Here is a 20235-nt window from a genome sequence, read left to right on the forward strand (position 1 = left end):
ATCTTCTGTGCTGTCGCGAAAACTGGTGCAAATCAGTTGGCCAATTGAAAAAAATACCACCCCTTCATTTGTTAAAGAGGTGGATTCTCACAGCATTAATTTAATTTATTTTGCTTTGCGTCAGTGTTATAAAGTCTGGACAATGGGATGCGATGTCAAATTAGGCAATTACACGGAAATTCGCGTCGGTAAGAGCTAGTCCTGTAGATAACTTAGCGAATTGTGTCTGAGCGCCGCCACCATTTCCATCTGCGTCAAAGAATAGTCCGCCTGTAGCGCTGTTATAGATAAATCGCTGATCGCCGGTTGTCGCAGCTGAACCTATGGTAAATTGACCAGGATCGAATGAACCTGCGGTTAAACCACCGCCGAAACCAGCAGCGGATACTTGAATCAAGTCGTTACAAAAGCAGAAGTCAGTAATGGTATCAACGCCTTCACCGAGATTATTGAAGCCAAAAATATCAGAGCCAACACCACCAGTCAAGCGATCGTTACCAGCACCACCATAGAGGGTGTCGTTGCCCTCGTTACCTTCAAGGGTGTCATTACCAGCCTCACCAAAGAGGATATTATCGGCACTATTGCCTTTAATGATATTGTTCAGCGCGTTACCAGTACCATTAATGCTATCTGTGGCAGTGAGGACAAGGTATTCAAAATTATCACTTAAAGTCCAACTCACAGAAGACCTGACGGTATCAATACCGCCAGCATCTCCACCAGAGCCATTATCCTCACTGACAACATCGCCAAGGCTATCAACGATATAAGTATCGTCACCTGCGCCACCATAGAGTGTGTCGTTGCCTGTGCCACCATTTAAGACATCGCGTCCATCACCACCGTAGAGGGTATCGTTGCCAGCGCCACCTTCAAGGGTATCGTTACCAGCCCCACCATCGAGCGTATTATCGGCACTATTGCCTTTGATAATATTGTTCAATTCATTGCCAGTACCATTAAGGGCATCTGTGCCGAGGAGGACAAGGTTTTCCAAATAATTACCTAAAGCCCAATTCACAGAAGACCTGACTGTATCAAAACCGCCAGCGTCGCCACCAGAGCCATTATCCTCACTGACAACATCTCCAAGGCTATCAACGTAGTAAATATCTCTACCTGCTCCACCATAAAGGCTATCGTTGCCTGTGCCACCTTTTAGGGTATCGTTGCCCTCACCGGCATAGATTGTGTCGTTGCCATCATCACCATAGATTATGTCGTCGTCATTGCCACCGAATAGCACGTCGTTGCCAGGGCCACCTTTTATGGTGTCACGACCCTCACGACCATCTAGGTTGTCGTCTCCCTCTCCACCGAGGAATTGATCATCATCATTTGTTCCAACCAAAATATCTTGATTGTTAGTGCCAACGTAACGTGCCATAATTTTCTCCGAATTTTAATGAAGCTGTTCGGAAACTTGGTCTTGCTAATTTAAAACTCGAAAAAATACCCAAAATCCCTTTTTGATAGACGAAGGCTGCATCCAATTTGTCAATTACTAATGTTAATCAAAAATGTTATTGCAACCTGGTATAAGAAATACGTATTGACGTGGATTTGTTTGTAGCTTAATATCGCGCGAACTGCTTTATTCCCTGAAATTATATTTAAAGTTCGCTTTATGCCTTGTCTTTCTGAAAGCTTAAAGCAGATTCTTTTATTCACAAAAGCAAGGGTATTTTTCACCTATCACTAATGCAATAAATTTTGTTGTTTTGGTGTATTTTATCTTGCTATTTAGCAATACTAAGTTTATTCGTTCAAATATATAGTAATTTATTTTTTGTAATTGTCTAGATTTAATATCTATTTTTTACATACTCTTCATATTAGATAATATTTGCTTTATTTAATGTTTATCGAGATATAAATAATACATTTTTTATGTATAAATATAAGCTTTATAAATATTGATTCACATGATTGAAAAAATACTCATGCTAAAAAAATCACCGCTTTAATGTATTTTTTTTGTATAAAAAATCATCATATTATTGGTTTTGAATAATACTTTAAATTACTAAGAGTTAATTTCTGGCTTCGGGTTATTTTGCCGATATATCTCAAATTAGCGCCTAAATTGCGCCATTACAAAAATATGTATGGCATTAATTAACACTTCTATTGCCAATGTTCTAATTTGCGTTGGAGTCAATTTAATCACATCATTTATCTGTTCTCCCAAATTTAAAACTCCATAGGTACATTTTGCTCGGTATGATAATAAATCTGCCTAAACTTTTACATCATCACAACTAGTTATGACTCAAAACTATCGCATTACCCTACTTCCTGGCGATGGCATTGGCCCCGAAATTATGAATGTCGCGGTGGACGTGTTAAAACTTGTAGGGAAGCGCTTTGATATTGAATTTGAATTCCAAACAGCCCTAATTGGCGGTGCAGCAATTGACGAAACAGGTGAACCCCTACCCTCAGCTACCTTGGATATGTGTCGCAATAGCGATGCAGTATTACTCGCTGCGATTGGTGGTTACAAATGGGATTCTCTGCCTTCACATCAGCGTCCTGAAGCGGGTTTATTAGGACTTCGTGCGGGTTTGGAACTATTTGCCAATTTGCGTCCAGCAAAAATTTTGCCCCAGTTAATTGACGCTTCTACTTTAAAACGAGAAGTAGTCGAAGGTGTAGATATTATGGTGGTGCGTGAACTCACGGGCGGGATTTATTTCGGTAAACCAAAAGGCATTTTTGCCACTGAAACTGGAGAAAGACGTGGTGTAAATACAATGGTTTACACAGAATCAGAAATTGACCGCATTGGGCGAGTAGCTTTTGAAACAGCGCGAAAACGGGGCGGAAAACTCTGTTCTGTGGATAAAGCTAATGTGTTAGAAGTATCTCAACTGTGGCGAGAAGGAATAAATAAGCTGGCTTCAGAATATCCAGATATTGAACTATCTCATTTATATGTAGATAATGCGGCTATGCAGTTAGTACGCGCTCCTAAACAATTCGATACTATCGTTACAGGTAATTTGTTTGGTGATATTCTATCTGATGCGGCTGCGATGCTGACTGGTAGTATTGGGATGTTACCTTCTGCGAGTTTGGGAGCTTCTGGCCCTGGTGTATATGAACCTGTTCACGGTTCCGCTCCAGATATTGCCGGACTTGATAAAGCCAATCCTTTGGCACAAATTTTGAGTGCAGCGATGATGTTACGCTATGGTTTAAACCAGCCAGAAGCGGCGGACTTGATTGAAAATGGAGTGTTACAAGTTTTACAACAAGGCGATCGCACTGGGGATATCATGTCTGTAGGAATGAATCTGTTGGGTTGTCGCGCTATGGGCGATGCCCTGATTCAAATCCTGGAAGCAAAATAATTCCCTGATTATGGCTTGAGGATTTTAACATTTTTTGCTAAAAGTTTCGGATAAACTAGAAGCAAATCTATAAATCACATAAACACCAATAGTGTACGCTGCACAACAAGGACAGGCGAATTTTTCCGCCCCAAAAAACCATCCGCCTTTGGTTGATCCCACTGTCATCAAAGCGGCAGGTCACATTTACTATACATACTGTGAGGTACATCCCGAAATCGTTGGACAACCTTCAGGAGTAGCAATTAGTCGCGTAACTTATCGGGGTAAGGTGATTTTCACTCAACACCCAGTGTTGTTACCGCAAGAATGTTTTGTGCCGTTAAATCAAATTGAATCCTATATGTATTAGTGACAGGGAACAGGGAACTCTTAACAGGGAACAGGGGAGAAATGAATTCAAAATTCAAGAATTTCTGCCTATTGCCTATTGCCTATTGCCTATTGCCTATTGCCTTTTTCCACTGATAACTGGTAACTAATTATATGGACATTTTGATTGTCGTCCCTGCGAGTATCATTGTCTTTGCTTTGGGTACATCTATTGGTAGCTTTATCAATGTTGTGGTTTATCGACTACCTTCTGGATTATCGGTGCTTTGGCCGCCTTCTCGTTGTCCTCAATGCTTAAATAGACTCAAAGCTCACGATAATGTACCAGTGTTGGGCTGGTTGTGGTTAAAAGGGCGATGTCGTTATTGTAAAAACAAGATTTCTCCCCGTTATCCTGTGGTAGAAGCATTAACAGGCATAATCTTTTTGATAACATTTTGGGTTTTTCAATTTTCGATTTGGACAATAGGTTATTGGGCTTTTTGTAGTTGGTTATTAGCCCTATCGCTTATAGATTTAGATACGATGACTTTGCCAAATCCACTTACTCAGTCAGGTTTGATTTTGGGAATAGTTTTTCAAATGGCTGTTGGTTTGTTATCAGCAGCTAACTGGGTGGGACTGGTAAATCACTTGATAGCAGCCGTAGCTGGTGCGGTAATTGGCTTATGGCTATTTGATGGAATTTCAATTTTGGGTTCTCTAGCTTTTGGTAAAGCTGTTATGGGTGCAGGTGATGCTAAATTAGCAGCGATGATGGGAGCTTGGTTAGGTTGGAGATATTTACTGATAGCGAGTTTCATGGCTTGCACCTTGGGAGTATTGATAGGTGGAGGGGCAATTATGCTGTCACGTCATAAAATGGGACAAAAGATGCCTTTTGGACCTTTCTTAGCTTTGGGTGCTGTCATGACTGTGTTTAGCGGCCAAGCAATTTTGTCTAACTATCTACGGTTATTTGTGCCTGGATATTAAAATGTAGGAAAGAAAGTTAAAATTCAAAATTCAAAATTCAACCTATTGCTGACAGCAGGCTACCGCAAACAAAATTCAATAACAAAATTTAAATGTCTTTTTTTCTCTTTCTTTACCTATTAACCCATGACCAGATGATCAGACACCTATATCCTCCATGAATGTCACCTCCATTACTCACTTGGCACTTGATATTTTGGTACAATTAGTCTGTGACTTGCATTAACCTCAAATAAAAAGATGCAGTTGGCAAATTACAAACTACGCTGACATTTAAGTATTCTCTGACAGCAGGAACAGACTGGTATTGGCATCATTATTTTTGTTAAGCTGGCAACCAAAAGACTCTGACATCAGGTTTAAATTGCTGAGAATCTTAATTAGATGATTTACTCAAGCCAAAAAATCATCAATCTAAAAATCTACAAATTTTCAATCCTACTCTACTAGTGGGAATGGTCAATTCAAATCAAAAAAATAGATTGACCTGTTTTTGACCTCATACACAGTTAGCATAAAATAAAAATGGCAAACAACGAAGAATCACGCGGTTTAAAGTCTCTATTTGATTGGTTTGCTAATCGCCGTAAACCTGGCTCTAGCAGTCTAGAACGCCAAGAACGAGAAATTGCAGATGGGCTATGGCATAAATGCCCTAAATGTGGTGTTTTAACTTATGCCAAAGACTTAAAAGCCAATCAAATGGTCTGTGTGGAATGTGGTCATCATAATCGGGTAGATAGCGATGAGCGTATCCGTCAATTGATAGATGCAAATACATGGAAACCACTAGATGAGCATTTACGCCCTACTGATCCTTTACAATTTAAAGATCGTAAACCCTACAGCGATCGCTTGCGGGAAACTCAAGAAAAAATCGGTTTAATAGATGCAGTCAAAACCGGCTTAGGCCAAATCAACGGTTTACCCCTTGCTTTAGGAGTCATGGACTTCCGGTTTATGGGTGGTAGCATGGGTTCTGTTGTCGGGGAAAAACTCACCCGCTTAATCGAACAAGCCACTCAACGCCGTTATCCTGTAGTTATCATCTGCACTTCCGGGGGTGCGAGAATGCAAGAAGGAATGCTTTCCTTAATGCAAATGGCGAAAATCTCCGCAGCATTACAACGCCATCAAGATGCCCGTTTATTATACATTCCCGTTTTAGCAAATCCCACCACAGGCGGCGTGACGGCTAGTTTTGCTATGTTAGGTGATCTAATTATCGCCGAACCAAAAGCTACTATTGGTTTTGCGGGAAGACGAGTAATTGAGCAAACCTTACGGGAAAAACTACCCGAAGATTTCCAAACTGCTGAAGATTTGCTCAAGCATGGTTTTGTTGATGATATCGTCCCCCGTACTCAGTTAAAAAATACATTGGCACAGCTAATTGCTTTGCACCAACCTCTACCAACTGCACCCAATATGGTTTTGTGGGAAAGTATGAGTTTGAGTTCTACCAGTGTCGAGTAAGGGATTGGGGGATGGGGAAGAAGAGGACGCGGTGACGCGGAGATGGGGAAGAAGAGGACGCGGAGACACGGGGACGCGGGGACGCGGGGACGCGGAGATGGGGAAAAATAATATCTACTGTACCCTGCACCCTGCCCCCTGCCTATTTATTCCCTATTCCCTATTCCCTGTCACCTGTCACCTGTCACCTGTCACCTGTCACCTCTTCCCTGTTCTTTGACAAAAATCAGCGGTATCAATGCTGCTAGTCGGCAAATACTAGAAAGGGCAAATAACCCTAGTAAACCGCCAAAGTGGGGAGATTGGGCGATAAAACCGCCAATGGTTGTCCCTAATGCACCAGTTACTCCAGCAATAGCAGCTGCGATCGCAAAATAAATAGACTGATTTCTGACTGGGGTAATACCAATCTGCATATTGTTATTACATAAATCAACCGCTGTCCCAGTACCACCGATAAAAATATATAACAGTGGTAGCCACAGCCAAACATCTAAATTACTATTACCAATTCCAAACCATAGCAAAGGCGTAACAGCAACAATAATCCCTACAAATATCAAAATTGGGCGATTTCCCACTTTATCTGCTAACTTACCCCACAGCACAACCATTAGCAAATTTGCCCCGGCTTGCAGACTGCTGTAAATCGTCACCCAACCTACATCTATATTCAAAGTTTCTAGCAGATAGAGATTAACAAAAGGAGCGCAGAGATTAAAAGCCAGCATCCATAAACTGAAATACAGTATAAAAATCCAAAAATTAGAGTTTTTACCGATATTGTAGGGGTTGAGCATCGCTAAACCCTTACCCGCTTGGTTTTGGGAAATTGATACTGAATCACTTATTTCGCCCAATTCATTCTTGCTGCTTACAGAAGCATCAACTATATAGGTATTTTGTAATTGAGGATTAACATCAATTTTGAAATACTGACATCCTAAACTAACTAACCCAAACAAAATTCCTACAAACAACACTACTCCATAACCTTTAAGAGTTCCCCCATACCAATGGGATACAGCAAAACCTGCTAAAGGTACAGACAACAAATTAGTTAAGCTGGTAGCACTATTGCGGATGCCAAAATACCTACCGCGCAACCGTCGAGGAACAATTATTGCTAACCAACTCATCCAAGATGCACTTCCCAATCCGCCGCAAAGATGACTAAAAAAAACTATAAATAGAGTTAATATCACCAACTGAGAGGAATTGATAACTCCCCAACCTGCACCGATAATACCAATTACCAGAATTAGCCACAATAGCCGAGAAATCCCATAAACGAGCATGGAATACTGAAAGCGGCTAGTAGTCCGTTCTGAGATATAAGCACCTAACGGCTGAATCAGATTCACCAGCATGGGAATTGAGGAAAGCATCCCAAAAACTACTGGACTAGCATCCAATTCCACCAAAAATTTACTAAGTAAAATTCCTCCAGTAGTAATAGAAAAAATTGTTGCGAAAATAGCATCTAAAGTAGATGCTTTTAAACTGGTACGAATCGCATTCTTAGGAAAACGAGAGCTAGATGGAGATTGAGAAGATAGGACTGTTGTTAATGAATCAATCGGAGCAATTTCCAGATTTAAAGATGCAATTGTTTCAACTTGAACAGAGTCCATAAGTAATCGTCTATCAGTGACGAAATTAGAAAAATTTCAGTTCATCATAATTGTTTGTTATTCTATCTACCATTTCTCAACAAAACTTTATCTTACTTAAATATCTATCCCTAGTTACAGAAGCTATAAGTAAGGTGATAAAGACTTTTATTTATTTGTGAACAAAAGCAAGTGGTTATATTTTTGGGGTTGGGTAATAGCTGTGAATATCATCATTCTTAGCTGCCACAATTTACCACCCAGTACATCATCAGTCAGTATTAAACTCAGTGGTTGGGGAGGTTCTCCTATAGAGCAAAAACTTCTCAAACAGGTATTAAAAGACTTTGAAGCAAAACATCCAACTATCAAAGTTAAATATGAGGTAATTTCTGATCAATACATGGATGTAATTAAAACCCGCTTAATTGGAGAAGCAGCACCAGATGTATTTTATCTTGATGCCTTGGAAGCTCCTTTTTTAATGAGTCAGAATGTTTTAGAACCTCTAGATAGTTACATCCAACCAGAATTTGATTTAGCAGATTTTGAAGACAATTTACTTAATAGTTTTAAATACCAAAACCATATTTATGGATTTCCGAAAGATTATTCTACTTTGGTTTTATTTTATAACAAAAAATCATTCAATAACGTAGGTTTTAAAAGTCCCCCAACTACTTGGGATGAATTACGCCGCTATTCTCGAAAATTAACAGGTAAAGTTAATAAATATGGCTTTGGTGAAAGTCCAGAATTAGCACGCCAGGCTTATAAAATTCCAGCTTATGGTGGTAAAATAGTTGATAAAAACGGTTATGCTGCTTTTGCAAGTGAAGCCGGTTTAAAAGGTTTAAATTTGGTGATTGACCAATATCAAAAAGACATAACTTCAGCCCTTAAATCTGATGTTGGTGCTAGTTCTGGTAGTGATATGTTTGGTCAAGGTAAAGTGTCAATGGTAATAGAAGGAAATTGGGCAATTCCTTATCTTCAAGAAACCTTCCCGCAGATAGATTTTGCTACCGCAGAAGTTCCTAAAATTAATAACAAAAAAGGCACTATGGTTTTTACTGTTGCCTATGTGATGAATAAGCAAACAAAGCATAAACAAGCCGCTTGGGAATTAATTTCTTACCTCACCGGTAAAGAAGGGATGAAAAAATGGACAGGTACAGGTTTCGCTTTACCAACTCGTAAATCTGTAGCGGAGAGTTTGGGTTATGATAAAGATCCTTTAAGGTCTGCTTTAGTAGCGGGTGTTGATTATGCTACACCTTGGCAAGTAGGGAAATATCCAGCAGCAATTGTTAATAATTTTGATAATCAGTTTATTAGTGCTTTGTTGGGGGAACAATCATTAAATCAGGCGCTGTTAAAGGCGCAAAATAACGCTAATCAGCAGATTAAAATGATGGAGTAGTAGGTTGGGTTGTTCGCGTTAGCGTTGCGAAGCAATTGAACGAAACCCAACATTTTTAAGAACTCAATCTTGCAAATTCTCACGCTTAATAAGCTTAGGCTTAGGAATCGATTTAGAGATTTCAACATTTTTTGCGGGAATCTTCAAATCTTCAACTGCTTCAGCAATTATCTGTACTTGCATTGGTGTTAAGCAATCAGCAGAACTTACTATCATTTGTAGCAGTGCAGGGATACCTTGCAAAACTGGAACTGAGCAATCATGACATAATACGGTTTTTCTCTCGTTTATCTCGTTCCCAGGTTCTACCTGGGAATGCAATTTAGAAGGCTCTGCCTTCTGTTATTATGTAAAAGAGATGGTTTGGTATTGCGGAGTTAAACCTCAAGAAGTACCGCGACTGGTAGAACAACATTTATTAGGTGGTAAAAAAGTTAAATATATGCTTTATTATCGGTTTCATCCCCAGGGATAAAGCTAACTGAAAATATATAAATTCTGTAATTTGGTGCAAATAAAGCGAGGGAATAAATGGATATTCAACAGCTAGGACTATCAACAATTTCAATCCCCTTTTCTAGTAAAGTTAAAGGATACTCAACAACTGCATAATCAACATCAGGAAATGCTTGTTTTTGTTCCTGTTCTAACTTCTTCGCTTCTGCCGGATCAATGGTATATTTATATTTAAAGGTTTGAAAGTCTAGCTGTTGCGGACTTTTGCCATCATTGAAATGAATAGTAACTTTCTTTTCTGCTCCATAGCGTAAAATTGTTAATACTGCTGTGCAGGGATTTACGTCACTGGGTAATAAATTCTCACCAATTAAAGCATTGAGAAACGTACTTTTACCCCGTTTCATATCGCCTAAAACCAACAGCCGAAAGACACCATTTCTGAGATTTTTACTAGCGGCTGTAATGTCTTCAATATCTCTGATTAAACTTAACTTACCAGAAGAAGTATCTCCAGCTAATTCGGCTTGATTAATAGTATCGGCGATTCTACTTAAACAAATAGAAATCTCAGATCGAACTTGAGAAACCCGTTCTAAATCATTGATAAATTGGTCAGTTCCAACTTGATAATTCATGGTGATCTATTACCATCTAAAACCGCAAATTGTTGTAACACTTCTGTGATACTGAAGACGACTTTTGAACAGGAGGTAGAACCTCGCAGAAGGCATTCCCTGTCAGAGACTGGGAACGAGATAAACGAGATAAATTATCGAGGTTTATTTGTGTTTCCTATCAATAGACAACGCAGAAACCAAAGCTGGAAAATTACAGAAAACCTAACCGGGTATCTTTTCATGATGCCCACAATTCTCGTTTTAGGCACATTTGTAGTTTTACCAATTCTCTATGCTGTCTTTCTTTCTCTCCACAAAGTCCAACTTTTAGGCAATATTGATTATAAATTTATTGGCTTTCGCAATTTCACCCGTTTGAGAGAAGATGAACAGGTTTGGATTGCGTTAAAAAACACAGCAGAATATGTTGCTATTGTTGTCCCCAGTCAAACTATTTTAGCTTTAATTTTAGCTGTAACTTTAAATTCTGGTATTCGTGGTAAAAGCTGGTGGCGTATCCTTTATTTTTTACCCACAGTCACATCTTCTGCGGTGTTAACACTCATCTTCATGTGGATTTATAACACCGATGGTTTACTAAATGATTTTCTTGCTTTTGTTGGACTACCTAAATATAACTGGTTAGGAGATCCAGCAGTGGCTTTAAAAGGCATTATGATTATGAATATTTGGTCAACTGCGCCTTTTTACATGGTGATTTATTTAGCAGCTTTACAAGATATTCCCCAAACACTTTTTGAAGCAGCAGAATTAGATGGCGCGAATTGGTGGGAAAGGTTTGTTTACATTACTCTTCCCTGGCTGCAACCTGTAACTTTTTTTGTGGTGACAGTGGGGATAATTGGCACTTTTCAATTATTTGATCAATCTTACATTTTCTCAGGTGGAACTGGTGGACCGAATAACGCTACATTGACAGTCGTATTGCTAATTTATCAAGCTGTATTTAGAAATTTACAATTAGGATATGCATCTGCGATCGCATTTTTACTCGCAGCAATCATCATTATCATGACTGTGATTCAGCGGAGAGTCTTCGGAGGTGACAGGATTTGACTCATATCTCTCGCTTTCCCTATCTCAAAATCCTCTTATACCTCTTTTTGTCAATTTATGCCCTAATCACCCTGATTCCCTTCCTCTGGGCGCTTTCAGCATCATTTAAGCCGCTGTCAGAAATTATCAGTGGTGAACCAAATTTCATCCCCCAGAATTTTACTCTCGATAACTACAAACAAATCTTTTTCCAAGAACCGCTGTTTGGGCGCTGGTTATTTAATAGTATAGCGATCGCACTCAGTGTCACGCTTTTAAACTTACTCTTAAATTCAATGGCTGGTTACGCCTTAGCTAGACTGCGATTCGTCGGTAAAAGTTTTTGGTTTTTCCTGATTTTGGCAGTTTTAGCAGTACCAGCACAAATTACCCTAATTCCCACATTCTTGATTTTAAAAGCGATAGGTTGGCTCAATTCTTATCAAGGCATGATTGTGCCTAGTATGGTAAACGCCACTTTCATCTTTATGATGCGGCAGTTTTTTGTTAATTTTCCTAAAGATTTAGAAGAAGCAGCACAACTTGATGGCTTAAACACCTGGGAAATTTTCCGAGATATTGTTTTACCTCTGGCAAAACCAGCACTAGCAGCACAAGCAGTTTTTGTGTTTATGGGCAGTTGGAATAATTTTATCCTGCCTCTGGTGATACTCTTTGACCCAGAAATGTTTACTTTACCTCTGGGGCTAAACACCTTTAAAGGGCAATATATCAGCTATTGGAATTACATCATGGCTGCTTCTATGGTTTTTACCCTTCCAGCTTTAGGTATTTACGCCTTTTTCAACCGCTATTTTATTCAAAGTGTGACCTTTACAGGGGGAAAAGGTTAAGTGTAGGTAATTCTTAATTCTTAGAGGATGTTTGTAAAGTCTAAATTAATACTAAAATCGGCGATTATAAATCGCGGCTATACAGACAAAACCTGCCTACGCAGGTTAACAATCCTTGGTTTTTCATTAGTCCACGCATCCTTTATGCCGGGGAACCCGTCCACCGCACTGCCTCCTCCTGTACGGGCTCCCCGGCCGTTCGCCCCTCCTGACTCCTGACTCCTGAATTCTGCTGTAATTAGACATAGAGGTAAAAAGAATCTAGAGACGAGAATCCTTACCGATAGAACGTCTCTGCAAGGGTTCTGGATGACGCATATTTAATTTTGGATATGTTTAGCACTTAATTCTCTCCATTTCCCCATTTCCCCATCTTCCAAATCCCCAAATCAGAGTCCACCATATTTTGGCTGATAAATTGGACTCTTAACATGATATTGGTATTAGAGCGACTCAATCTCTATCTAAATAAAAAGCGTTATGGGTTTTGCAAACCTGTGGAGTGCAGAGATAGCGAAATACCACGGAAACACTGTGGACAAGGAGTTTTCTCTGTTCAACCCAGTCTTAATTGCCTATAAACACCAAAAAACCCGTTTGGCGTTAGAGGATGTTAAGGCAATTATATGCCAAATATTTTCGGCAATCCACTCAGCTGCTAAGTGGGTGATAATTGCTACTAGCAAAGAAAATTTAAAAGTCAGCAAGTAGCAATATGGAGATTGAGGATCGCTGTCTTAGCTGTGTTGAACATCAAAATCTTTAAGGGGAAATATGTTTAGAACAATAATTGGTTTTCTAACTACTGTTTTGCTGACCTTTCAGCTATTTGTCGGTAGCGCAACAGCAGTGCAACTGGATCAAGCCACTCGAACAGTACAGTTGAATGAACAGGGTGATACTGTTGTTATCAGTGTGAAACAACTATCCAAAGGTAAGAAATTATTTAATGACACTTGCGCTCAATGTCATGCTGGAGGCGTAACTAAAACTAACCAAAACGTGGGACTAGAACCCGAAGCTTTGGCACTAGCTACACCCAAGCGTAACAACATTGAAGGGTTGGTGGACTACATGAAAAATCCCACAACTTACGACGGTGAAGAAGAGATTTCTGAAATACATCCCAGCCTCAAGAGTGCGGATATCTTTACAGAAATGAGAAATCTGACCGATGATGACTTAAGTGCGATCGCTGGTCACATTCTCGTACAACCAAAAGTTGTTGGTACTAAATGGGGTGGCGGTAAGATTTATTACTAAACCTCTGCAAGTTAGCCTCGTTTAATAAAACCTGAGTTCCGATTCCTCATACCTGAGAGCATTAAAGCACGATTTTCAACCTTAGTTAAGTATTACTGCTGATTTTGCTTTGCTCTCTGGAATCAGGACAAGGTAGGGGGTTCTTTCCTCTGCCCCCTGCCCTCTTGACTGCTGGTGTGGAATCTTTAGTATTTGCCTCATTTTGTGTGCTTGATAGTCGGCAATTATTGAAAAAAAATTTATCTATGACAGATTGTCATATTTGGCGTTAATTGTATTTAAAATGGGAACAGGAAAATAAAACTATATCTCAGGAGAGAGCTATGAAATTAATTGCAGCAAGTTGGAGACGCTTGACTTTAGCTGTGTTGACTGTTCTTGTAGTTGTGAGCAGCTTTGCTGTTTTTGCTCCCACCGCATCTGCGGAAACATATCAGATCAAGTTGGGTAGTGACAAAGGATTGTTACAATTTCAACCCAGTAAGTTGACAGTTAAACCAGGTGACACAATTGAATGGGTTAACAACAAAGTTCCTCCCCATAATGTTGTGTTTGACAAAGCAAAAAACCCCACTAAAGACGCTGATTTAGCTACATCTCTGTCTTACAAGAAGTTGTTAATGACTCCTGGACAGAAGCAAACAACAACTTTCCCCGCAGATGCACCAGCTGGTGACTATACCTTCTATTGTGAACCTCACCGTGGTGCTGGGATGGTTGGTAAAATCACAGTTGAAGGCTAGAAAACTTTCAATTTTGACCGATTGGATTTTTATAGCCCATTAGGTGGTGCAGCGGTAATCAGTTTTATCCCTATCTAACAGAGTAAACACTCTATGGCAATCAAGGGAGAAACTAGTTACCGCTAATTTTTATGCCATTTGACCAAAAAATCAGTAAATCAGAAAATCCGTATGAGAACTATACATGATATTTTACAGATGTGGATATTCAGTAAATCTATCAGTTCACTCTCCATATAGACATTCTCCCTACCCTGGATCAAAGAATGGAGGATAGTTTCGGCAGATGTAAATAGATTTAGATATATACTTACTAACCACATTTTGAAATGCTGGATGCTTGTTACGAGGAAAATCTCTTGAGAATACTGTTATTAACTCTAGTTTTAGCGATCGCTCTATTTAACTTCACCGGCATTCATCCAGCTTTAGCAGCAGAAACATTCAACGGAGGCAAAATTTTTAATGCTAACTGTTCTGCCTGCCATATAGGAGGTGCTAATATCCTAATTGAGCATAAAACTTTACAAAAAGCAGCATTATCAAAATACTTGGAAAACTACGATCTTGAACCGATCCAGGCTATTCTTGATCAGATACAGAATGGTAAAGGTGCTATGCCCGCTTTTAAGAATAAGTTAAGCTATCAGGAAATTCTAGAGGTAGCCGCTTATGTTTTTCAAAAAGCGGAAAGAAGCTGGTAAAGCGACTGTCCCTATCTCCCTGCTTCCATGTTTATTTTTTAATATTAATTAAATATTTTATTTTTTCCATTCAAAATTTTTGAATTATCTGAAGAAAAGAATTTGAGATTGAATCGGAGCAACGATTTCAATCTCCATTATAGCAGATTGCACATCAATGAGGCTTCGCCGTGAGCGTCAGCCGATAGCTTGCGTGGCGTAGCCATACGGTACAGAATCAAAATTGAAACCTAGACAGACAGCAAGCCAATTTTACTCCTGACTCCTGTACGGGCGTATTGCAATACGTCCCTACTGACCTGATAGCGTAGCTTTTCTGCAAGAGGTATTTTGAATTCCCCGAAAGAAATGACCGGGGATATAACCAACCTAGAATGCTAATCCCCAGGAAATTTTATTGTTCTTGATTAGAGTTTTCTTTTTGGTCTTTGAGTTGACGTAACTGTTGTATTAATTTTTGAGTAGATTCACCAGCAGCAGCAGGCTGAGTGCTACTTACAGTTGCTGTAGGTGAGGCTTTGATAATGACGACACCTGGAGTTGAAGGTTGAATTTTTCTGTTTTGAGGCTCAGGTGCTTTGTCAGAATTGTCAGAATTGTTATTGTTATTTGGTGAGGGCTTTGGCTCAGAAGTCTTTTCAGGAATATTACTATTGTTTTGATTTTTAAACCGCAAGTGGAATGGATAAGAGCTAGTTTGCTTATCACTTTTAGGTGGATTAGCGTTGAAAAATTCCCTGGCTTTTGATTGCAGTTCCGGCGCAATTGACCTATCTTGAAACTTAATATCTAAAACTTTGCCATCAGAATCTACAACTAAGCGACCTAAAACATTACCTTCCAGATTTTGTTTATCTGTAGAAATAGTTTCCCGAATAACGGCTTGTTCTCTAGCGTTAGGGTATTCTTGCTTGATTGTTGTTCTCAGCTTATTGTAAGAAGTTAGATTTGCCAGTAACTGTTGCGTTGTCTTGCCTTGTGAATCTGACTGCTTAAAAGTAGGTAGTTCCGGTGGCTTCTGTGTTGAAGTTTCTGGTAACGGTGGTAAACCTTGTCCAGCTAATGCTAATTGGCCGTTAGCTGGTAGAGATTGTTCTCCAAGAACCTCAGATGGAGAATTTTGAGCTACCTGATCTCCTAACTGCATTTTTTGGGGTTGAGAAACTCCCTGTGCTGTACTAGAGCCAATATCAATTGGATCAGGAGATGGATTATTTAGTGGTTCCCCTGGCACTTTATTGTCTGCTTGTACCTGTGGCAACCTGTTTAAATCAAGTGGTTGGGTTTCTCTAATTTTGCTGTCTATATCATTAACAAAAGGAGAATCTGATGGAGAGATTCTACTTCTGGCTTGAAAATTGGAAACTTGGCGGCTAAAGTCGTTTCTTGTAAATCTCGTCGAACTAGGCTGGCTTCTGGGCAAGTAAGAAAGATTATAGTTACCCGATGATGTAGGGATAGGTGGCAATGCCTGTTGGTTAGGTAGAGGCGCTTCTAAGGGTGGCAATGTTGTTGATTGGCTGTTAAAGCTGGTTAAAGGCAGTTGCTGTTGTAGCGGCAGTTGGGGTTGTTGTAAAGCAATTTGAGATGTGTCAGGAGTTTGTGGCAACCGATTTTGATCAGCCGGACTCAATTCCATTAATCCGACTACTTTTGATGAATCTGTTGTTGAGGATTTACTAGAATCAACAGGCATTAATGGCACAATCAAGGCTATAGCACCGTGGATGCCAAGAGAGGCTATAGCTGCTATCCCAGTGGGTTGGCTTAATATTTCTGGTATATTTTTCAGCAGGGAGACGTAAGACATAGCTTTTATCGTTCACTCGGCTCAGTTGCAGTTGACTAGTACCATAAGGACAGCTATTTCCTTGGGCGGCTTGGCCCAGGGCTATTTCTGACGTGCTGCACTAGCAATTTTATTTTTTAGATTCTATTGCCATTTGAGAGATGGGTTTATCTAACAAATAATAACTTCCTATATTGCCATTCAAAACAGGAATATTCAAGTGATATGAGAGTTTTTATTTTTTTAATGTATCAATTCTAGTTTTATTAGTTTTATCTAGTTTTAAGTTTAATTTTCGCAAAAATGGTTAAAAAAGTTACTATCTAATTCACTAAATTTGGCGATTTGCTGATGTATTACAGCAGATTGCAGATCAATGAGGCTTCGCCGTGAGCGTCAGCCGATAGCTTGCGTGGCGTAGCCATACGGTACAGAATCAAAATTGAAACCTAGACACATTCGCCTGTTTTACTCCTGACTCCTGAACCGATAGCGCAGCGTGGCGTAAGCCATAGGTCTGCGAAGCGTCTCCTGAATTCTGCTGTATCTCCTAGTGTGGCAATACTTCTGACGTTATTTACTTACTCTTAAATATTTTTGAGCAGCTAAAATAGACAATGCCATGATCAATCGTTATTTTACCAGGTTATTGCGAAAGTGCGATCGCTGTGTTCCCGGTAGGCATTGCTTACTGCCCACTAGAAAAAGCCACTTCAATCCCTTAGTTTTAACTATGGCATCACTCAGCACTATCAGCCGAGCCACTCCTGAACAGAAGTTTTACCAGCTGGGATGGAATCTTGGGCGTGGACAAATACAGTATTCCTAAAAATTTGGGTTAAGATTGTAATATAAATATACAAATAATCAAACCAGAGGTTTGTCCATGCAAAGTACCTTAGTTGATCGGTTTTTGCGGCGACTGGCGACGATATTATCCGTTGTGATTCTGACTTTGATCCTCATTTACACCTCTACAGGAGTTTTACTGTCTTTTTACTACGAACCAACAGCAGGTGGTGCTTATAATTCATTGCAGATGATTAATACGCAAGTATCCTACGGCTGGTTATTCTATAGAACTCATGAAATTGCTGGTAACGCCGTCATTGCGATCGCCCTTATTAATCTCATAGTCATGTTTTTAGGTCGGCAATTTCGTCCTAGTTGGCTGGCAGCTTGGATTAGCGGAATTTTGTTGACATTGAGTGCAATGGGATTAAGCTGGACAGCTATGCTACTCGGCTGGAATCAGGAAGGATACTGGCGATTTCAAATTGAACTAGGAACAATTGAAGCCATTCCTTTCATTGGTAGGCAACTACGAGACATTTTAGTTGGTGGGGGAGCTATTAACACTCTGACAGTGCAACATCTTTATAGCCTGCACACCTACGTGATTGGGACTGCTGGCCTGATTCTGGCTATAGTGAATCTGTCAGCTTTGTTATGGCAAGAGTGGGAAATGTCTCACGAACAGGATGTGATTCAATTAGTAGATGCCTCACTAGCAGAAAGTTGAGACAATTTAGCGGCGGGGACTTCTTCCACCTCCGCTAAAGTTTCTAAAGATAGAGGCGTAGACTGACTAGCGCCCGATAAGCGTTTTAACAGATTGGGTCTAGAATCATATAACAAGTAGATAATGCGATCGCCAATTTCCCACTCTTGATTTGCGGACATTACCTGTAGGCGTTCTTCTCGTTCTACCAACAATGGTACTAACAACCCAGTCTGGATTTTTTCTTGGATATGCTCTTGCTGGCTGGCAAATTCCTCATTATTTAAAGTTGTTGTTCCCAACTTCACCCGGCCATCATTCAAGTATTCATTCCAAGTTTTAATCGGTAAATCGGACGCAAAAGCCTGATCAACTTTAGAATTGGTCGAGTTAGAAGCTTGAGGATCACGGGGAAACACGGCTAAAACACGGGGCGGACTAAATTCTTCAGCGGCCCGTTGAGCTAAAACAAAATTGACTTCCCCATTATTCGTCACTGCCAAAAAAGTACCCATAGAGGCAATTCCCGCCTCTTCCAACACTTCAGCATCCAGCGCACTACTAGCAATCACACGGAGATTTTGGGCTTCAGCTTGAGTAAAATATTGTGAGTCAGTATCAATGATCACTACACTTTCTCCCCGTTCTTGAAAAAACCGGGCAATCAACAAACTCAAAGGATTACAACCAACAATTAAAGCTCCAGTTGCATCTTTAGAGGTGATGCGTAGCCATTTAACAATCCAGCCAGCTGTTAACCCTTGACAGAAAACTGTCATGATAATTGTCAGGAACACCAAAGCTTTAATCGCATCACCACCATTAATGCCCCGCTGTGTCAGCGAAATCGCAAATAAAGATGCCACAGAAGCCGAAACTATCCCTCTCGGTGCAACCCAACTCAGAAATAGTTTCTGTCGCCAATTGAGATCACTGTTCCAAGTACACAACAGGATGTTAATCGGGCGAACCACGAACATCAAAACCAAAACAGTAAATAAACTACCCCAACCCAAAGCTAAAACACTGGCAATAGATAAGTCAGCAGCTAGGAGAATAAACAGTACAGAAACGCTGAGAATTGTAAGTTGATTTTTAAAGCTTCGCAACAACCGTTCTTCTGGAACTGATGAGTTAGCAAATACTACTCCAGCTACTACTGTGGTCATAATTCCTGACTCACTGCGAATCGTCTGCGCTAGGGTAAACAAACCCCACAGCACTGCCAGGACTACTAAATTTTTTAGTTCAAAAGAGATGAAATTGGCGCGTTTGAAAATCCAACTCATCAAGTAACCGCCGACAGCACCAATACTGCCTCCCACACCCAAACGCATTAATAAACCGATGATGGCGTTGATTGGGTCTGCATCACCGTTCAAAATCGTATCTAGGACAACGTAGGCGAGGATAGCTCCCACGGGATCGATTAAAACTCCTTCACCTTCCAAAAGTGTTGCCACTTGACGATCTACGTTAATTTGTTTGAGCAGGGGACCAATAACTGTTGGCCCTGTAACAACGACTATGGAAGCATAGAGAAAAGCTATGTTCCAAGGAAATTCTCCCAGCCAATGAGCCGCCATACTGCCGCCCAGCAGGGTTATTAGTGTTCCCAGGGTAACAAGCAGTTGTAAACTGACTGAAACTCTACCCAATTCCCGCAAATCCAATTTGAGTCCGCCTTCAAACAAGATAATTGCTGTGGCTAGGGAGACAATGACTTCTAGTCCAGTTCCTAGCATATGGGGGTGCAGCAATCCTACACCATCAGCACCTAGTAGGATGCCTAACAGGAGTAATAAGACAATGCTGGGTAGTTTGAAGTAGGCAGCCATTACCTGGGCGCTAATGCCTGCAAAAACTGTGATCACCATTTGTAGGGTGATGTCAAAAGATGCTTCCATGTTGTAGATTTTGAGCGATTGATTTCAAAATCCTTTGTAAAGAATTATAAATACTAACTCTACAGGGTACAACAGCACACCCCTTGTTAAGAAATTAAGAGATTTTTTCATGCTTAGTTTCTTATGGTACATCTTTTTGTATCGGATGGCGACAAGGTAAGCG

At 40.1% G+C, this 20235-nt stretch carries 18 protein-coding genes and 2 pseudogenes; 14 read left to right on the top strand and 6 right to left on the bottom strand.

Annotation, left to right across the window (positions count from 1 at the left end):
- Nucleotides 1-160 precede the first annotated feature (160 nt).
- Nucleotides 161-1390, bottom strand: a complete 1230-nt coding sequence (locus tag A9Y75_RS30335; protein WP_083389502.1) for a calcium-binding protein — start codon at nt 1388-1390, stop codon at nt 161-163.
- A gap of 880 nt (nt 1391-2270) precedes the next feature.
- Between A9Y75_RS30335 and leuB the strand changes: the two genes are divergently transcribed.
- The 5 genes from leuB to A9Y75_RS27355 all read left to right on the top strand — a co-directional run bounded on the left by leuB (nt 2271) and on the right by A9Y75_RS27355 (nt 6363).
- On the top strand, nt 2271-3359 hold the full coding sequence (gene leuB / locus A9Y75_RS06705; protein ID WP_071188724.1) for a 3-isopropylmalate dehydrogenase: 1089 nt from the start codon (nt 2271-2273) through the stop codon (nt 3357-3359).
- Between the two features lie 91 nt (nt 3360-3450).
- Nucleotides 3451-3711: a hypothetical protein gene (locus A9Y75_RS06710; protein WP_016950857.1), complete on the top strand. Its 261-nt coding sequence runs from the start codon at nt 3451-3453 to the stop codon at nt 3709-3711.
- Between the two features lie 134 nt (nt 3712-3845).
- The gene (locus tag A9Y75_RS06715) at nt 3846-4667 is read left to right on the top strand and encodes an A24 family peptidase (RefSeq protein ID WP_071188725.1); all 822 of its coding nucleotides are present in this window, start codon (nt 3846-3848) and stop codon (nt 4665-4667) included.
- A 525-nt stretch (nt 4668-5192) separates the two neighbouring features.
- Nucleotides 5193-6143, top strand: a complete 951-nt coding sequence (gene accD, locus A9Y75_RS06720) for an acetyl-CoA carboxylase, carboxyltransferase subunit beta (protein WP_071188726.1) — start codon at nt 5193-5195, stop codon at nt 6141-6143.
- Nucleotides 6133-6363 carry a hypothetical protein gene (locus tag A9Y75_RS27355; RefSeq protein ID WP_143046369.1) on the top strand — a complete coding sequence of 77 codons (231 nt, stop codon included), beginning with the start codon at nt 6133-6135 and terminating at the stop codon, nt 6361-6363. The genes accD and A9Y75_RS27355 overlap by 11 nt, the downstream gene beginning before the upstream one ends.
- Here the strand turns inward: A9Y75_RS27355 and A9Y75_RS06725 are convergent.
- Nucleotides 6335-7777, bottom strand: coding sequence for an MFS transporter (locus A9Y75_RS06725; protein WP_071188727.1), 1443 nt, complete (start codon nt 7775-7777; stop codon nt 6335-6337). The two genes, A9Y75_RS27355 and A9Y75_RS06725, sit on opposite strands and share 29 nt — an antisense overlap.
- A 157-nt stretch (nt 7778-7934) precedes the next feature.
- Here A9Y75_RS06725 and A9Y75_RS06730 point away from each other — a divergent pair, with 157 nt between their 5' ends.
- A complete protein-coding gene (locus A9Y75_RS06730; RefSeq protein WP_071188728.1) occupies nt 7935-9179 on the top strand; it encodes an ABC transporter substrate-binding protein in 1245 nt (414 codons plus the stop codon).
- A 63-nt stretch (nt 9180-9242) separates the two neighbouring features.
- On the opposite strand, the gene A9Y75_RS29010 is transcribed toward A9Y75_RS06730, so the two are convergent.
- Complete coding sequence (locus A9Y75_RS29010) at nt 9243-9422, bottom strand: hypothetical protein (RefSeq protein ID WP_201788387.1); 180 nt, start codon at nt 9420-9422, stop codon at nt 9243-9245.
- A gap of 106 nt (nt 9423-9528) precedes the next feature.
- On the opposite strand from A9Y75_RS29010, the pseudogene A9Y75_RS26250 reads away from it, so the two are divergent.
- Nucleotides 9529-9654 (top strand): annotated as a pseudogene (locus tag A9Y75_RS26250) ((2Fe-2S) ferredoxin domain-containing protein); the annotation flags it as partial.
- 73 nt (nt 9655-9727) lie between these two features.
- On the opposite strand, the pseudogene A9Y75_RS06740 reads toward A9Y75_RS26250, so the two are convergent.
- Nucleotides 9728-10273: pseudogene (locus tag A9Y75_RS06740) on the bottom strand (dynamin family protein); the annotation flags it as partial.
- Between the two features lie 150 nt (nt 10274-10423).
- Here A9Y75_RS06740 and A9Y75_RS06745 point away from each other — a divergent pair.
- The 6 genes from A9Y75_RS06745 to A9Y75_RS06770 all read left to right on the top strand — a co-directional run bounded on the left by A9Y75_RS06745 (nt 10424) and on the right by A9Y75_RS06770 (nt 14875).
- On the top strand, nt 10424-11332 hold the full coding sequence (locus tag A9Y75_RS06745; RefSeq protein WP_071188731.1) for a sugar ABC transporter permease: 909 nt from the start codon (nt 10424-10426) through the stop codon (nt 11330-11332).
- The gene (locus A9Y75_RS06750) at nt 11329-12165 is read left to right on the top strand and encodes a carbohydrate ABC transporter permease (RefSeq protein WP_071188732.1); all 837 of its coding nucleotides are present in this window, start codon (nt 11329-11331) and stop codon (nt 12163-12165) included. The genes A9Y75_RS06745 and A9Y75_RS06750 overlap by 4 nt, the downstream gene beginning before the upstream one ends.
- A 480-nt stretch (nt 12166-12645) precedes the next feature.
- Nucleotides 12646-12876, top strand: coding sequence for a hypothetical protein (locus tag A9Y75_RS06755; RefSeq protein WP_071188733.1), 231 nt, complete (start codon nt 12646-12648; stop codon nt 12874-12876).
- A gap of 63 nt (nt 12877-12939) precedes the next feature.
- Complete coding sequence (psbV, locus tag A9Y75_RS06760) at nt 12940-13428, top strand: photosystem II cytochrome c-550 (protein WP_071188734.1); 489 nt, start codon at nt 12940-12942, stop codon at nt 13426-13428.
- 323 nt (nt 13429-13751) lie between these two features.
- The gene (gene petE / locus A9Y75_RS06765) at nt 13752-14171 is read left to right on the top strand and encodes a plastocyanin (protein ID WP_071188735.1); all 420 of its coding nucleotides are present in this window, start codon (nt 13752-13754) and stop codon (nt 14169-14171) included.
- Between the two features lie 329 nt (nt 14172-14500).
- Nucleotides 14501-14875, top strand: coding sequence for a c-type cytochrome (locus A9Y75_RS06770; RefSeq protein WP_177176122.1), 375 nt, complete (start codon nt 14501-14503; stop codon nt 14873-14875).
- Nucleotides 14876-15269: 394 nt separating this feature from the next.
- Here the strand turns inward: A9Y75_RS06770 and A9Y75_RS06775 are convergent, their stop codons facing one another.
- Nucleotides 15270-16685 carry a hypothetical protein gene (locus tag A9Y75_RS06775; RefSeq protein ID WP_071188736.1) on the bottom strand — a complete coding sequence of 472 codons (1416 nt, stop codon included), beginning with the start codon at nt 16683-16685 and terminating at the stop codon, nt 15270-15272.
- Nucleotides 16686-17550: 865 nt separating this feature from the next.
- Between A9Y75_RS06775 and A9Y75_RS06780 the strand changes: the two genes are divergently transcribed.
- Entirely contained in the window at nt 17551-18186 is a 636-nt protein-coding gene (locus A9Y75_RS06780; RefSeq protein WP_071188737.1) for a cytochrome b N-terminal domain-containing protein, read from the top strand.
- Here the strand turns inward: A9Y75_RS06780 and A9Y75_RS06785 are convergent.
- The gene (locus A9Y75_RS06785) at nt 18153-20072 is read right to left on the bottom strand and encodes a cation:proton antiporter (protein ID WP_071188738.1); all 1920 of its coding nucleotides are present in this window, start codon (nt 20070-20072) and stop codon (nt 18153-18155) included. The genes A9Y75_RS06780 and A9Y75_RS06785 overlap by 34 nt on opposite strands.
- Nucleotides 20073-20235 lie beyond the last annotated feature (163 nt).

The organism is Trichormus sp. NMC-1 (assembly GCF_001858025.1).
Classification (GTDB): domain Bacteria; phylum Cyanobacteriota; class Cyanobacteriia; order Cyanobacteriales; family Nostocaceae; genus Anabaena.

Bases quoted from the DNA above. Each gene is read 5' to 3' on its own strand.
- A9Y75_RS30335 (WP_083389502.1), bottom strand. From the start codon at position 1,390: ATGGCACGTTACGTTGGCACTAACAATCAAGATATTTTGGTTGGAACA.
- leuB (WP_071188724.1), top strand. From the start codon at position 2,271: ATGACTCAAAACTATCGCATTACCCTACTTCCTGGCGATGGCATTGGC.
- A9Y75_RS06715 (WP_071188725.1), top strand. From the start codon at position 3,846: ATGGACATTTTGATTGTCGTCCCTGCGAGTATCATTGTCTTTGCTTTG.
- accD (WP_071188726.1), top strand. From the start codon at position 5,193: ATGGCAAACAACGAAGAATCACGCGGTTTAAAGTCTCTATTTGATTGG.
- A9Y75_RS06725 (WP_071188727.1), bottom strand. From the start codon at position 7,777: ATGGACTCTGTTCAAGTTGAAACAATTGCATCTTTAAATCTGGAAATT.
- A9Y75_RS06755 (WP_071188733.1), top strand. From the start codon at position 12,646: ATGGGTTTTGCAAACCTGTGGAGTGCAGAGATAGCGAAATACCACGGA.
- psbV (WP_071188734.1), top strand. From the start codon at position 12,940: ATGTTTAGAACAATAATTGGTTTTCTAACTACTGTTTTGCTGACCTTT.
- petE (WP_071188735.1), top strand. From the start codon at position 13,752: ATGAAATTAATTGCAGCAAGTTGGAGACGCTTGACTTTAGCTGTGTTG.
- A9Y75_RS06770 (WP_177176122.1), top strand. From the start codon at position 14,501: ATGCTGGATGCTTGTTACGAGGAAAATCTCTTGAGAATACTGTTATTA.
- A9Y75_RS06775 (WP_071188736.1), bottom strand. From the start codon at position 16,685: ATGTCTTACGTCTCCCTGCTGAAAAATATACCAGAAATATTAAGCCAA.
- A9Y75_RS06780 (WP_071188737.1), top strand. From the start codon at position 17,551: ATGCAAAGTACCTTAGTTGATCGGTTTTTGCGGCGACTGGCGACGATA.
- A9Y75_RS06785 (WP_071188738.1), bottom strand. From the start codon at position 20,072: ATGGAAGCATCTTTTGACATCACCCTACAAATGGTGATCACAGTTTTT.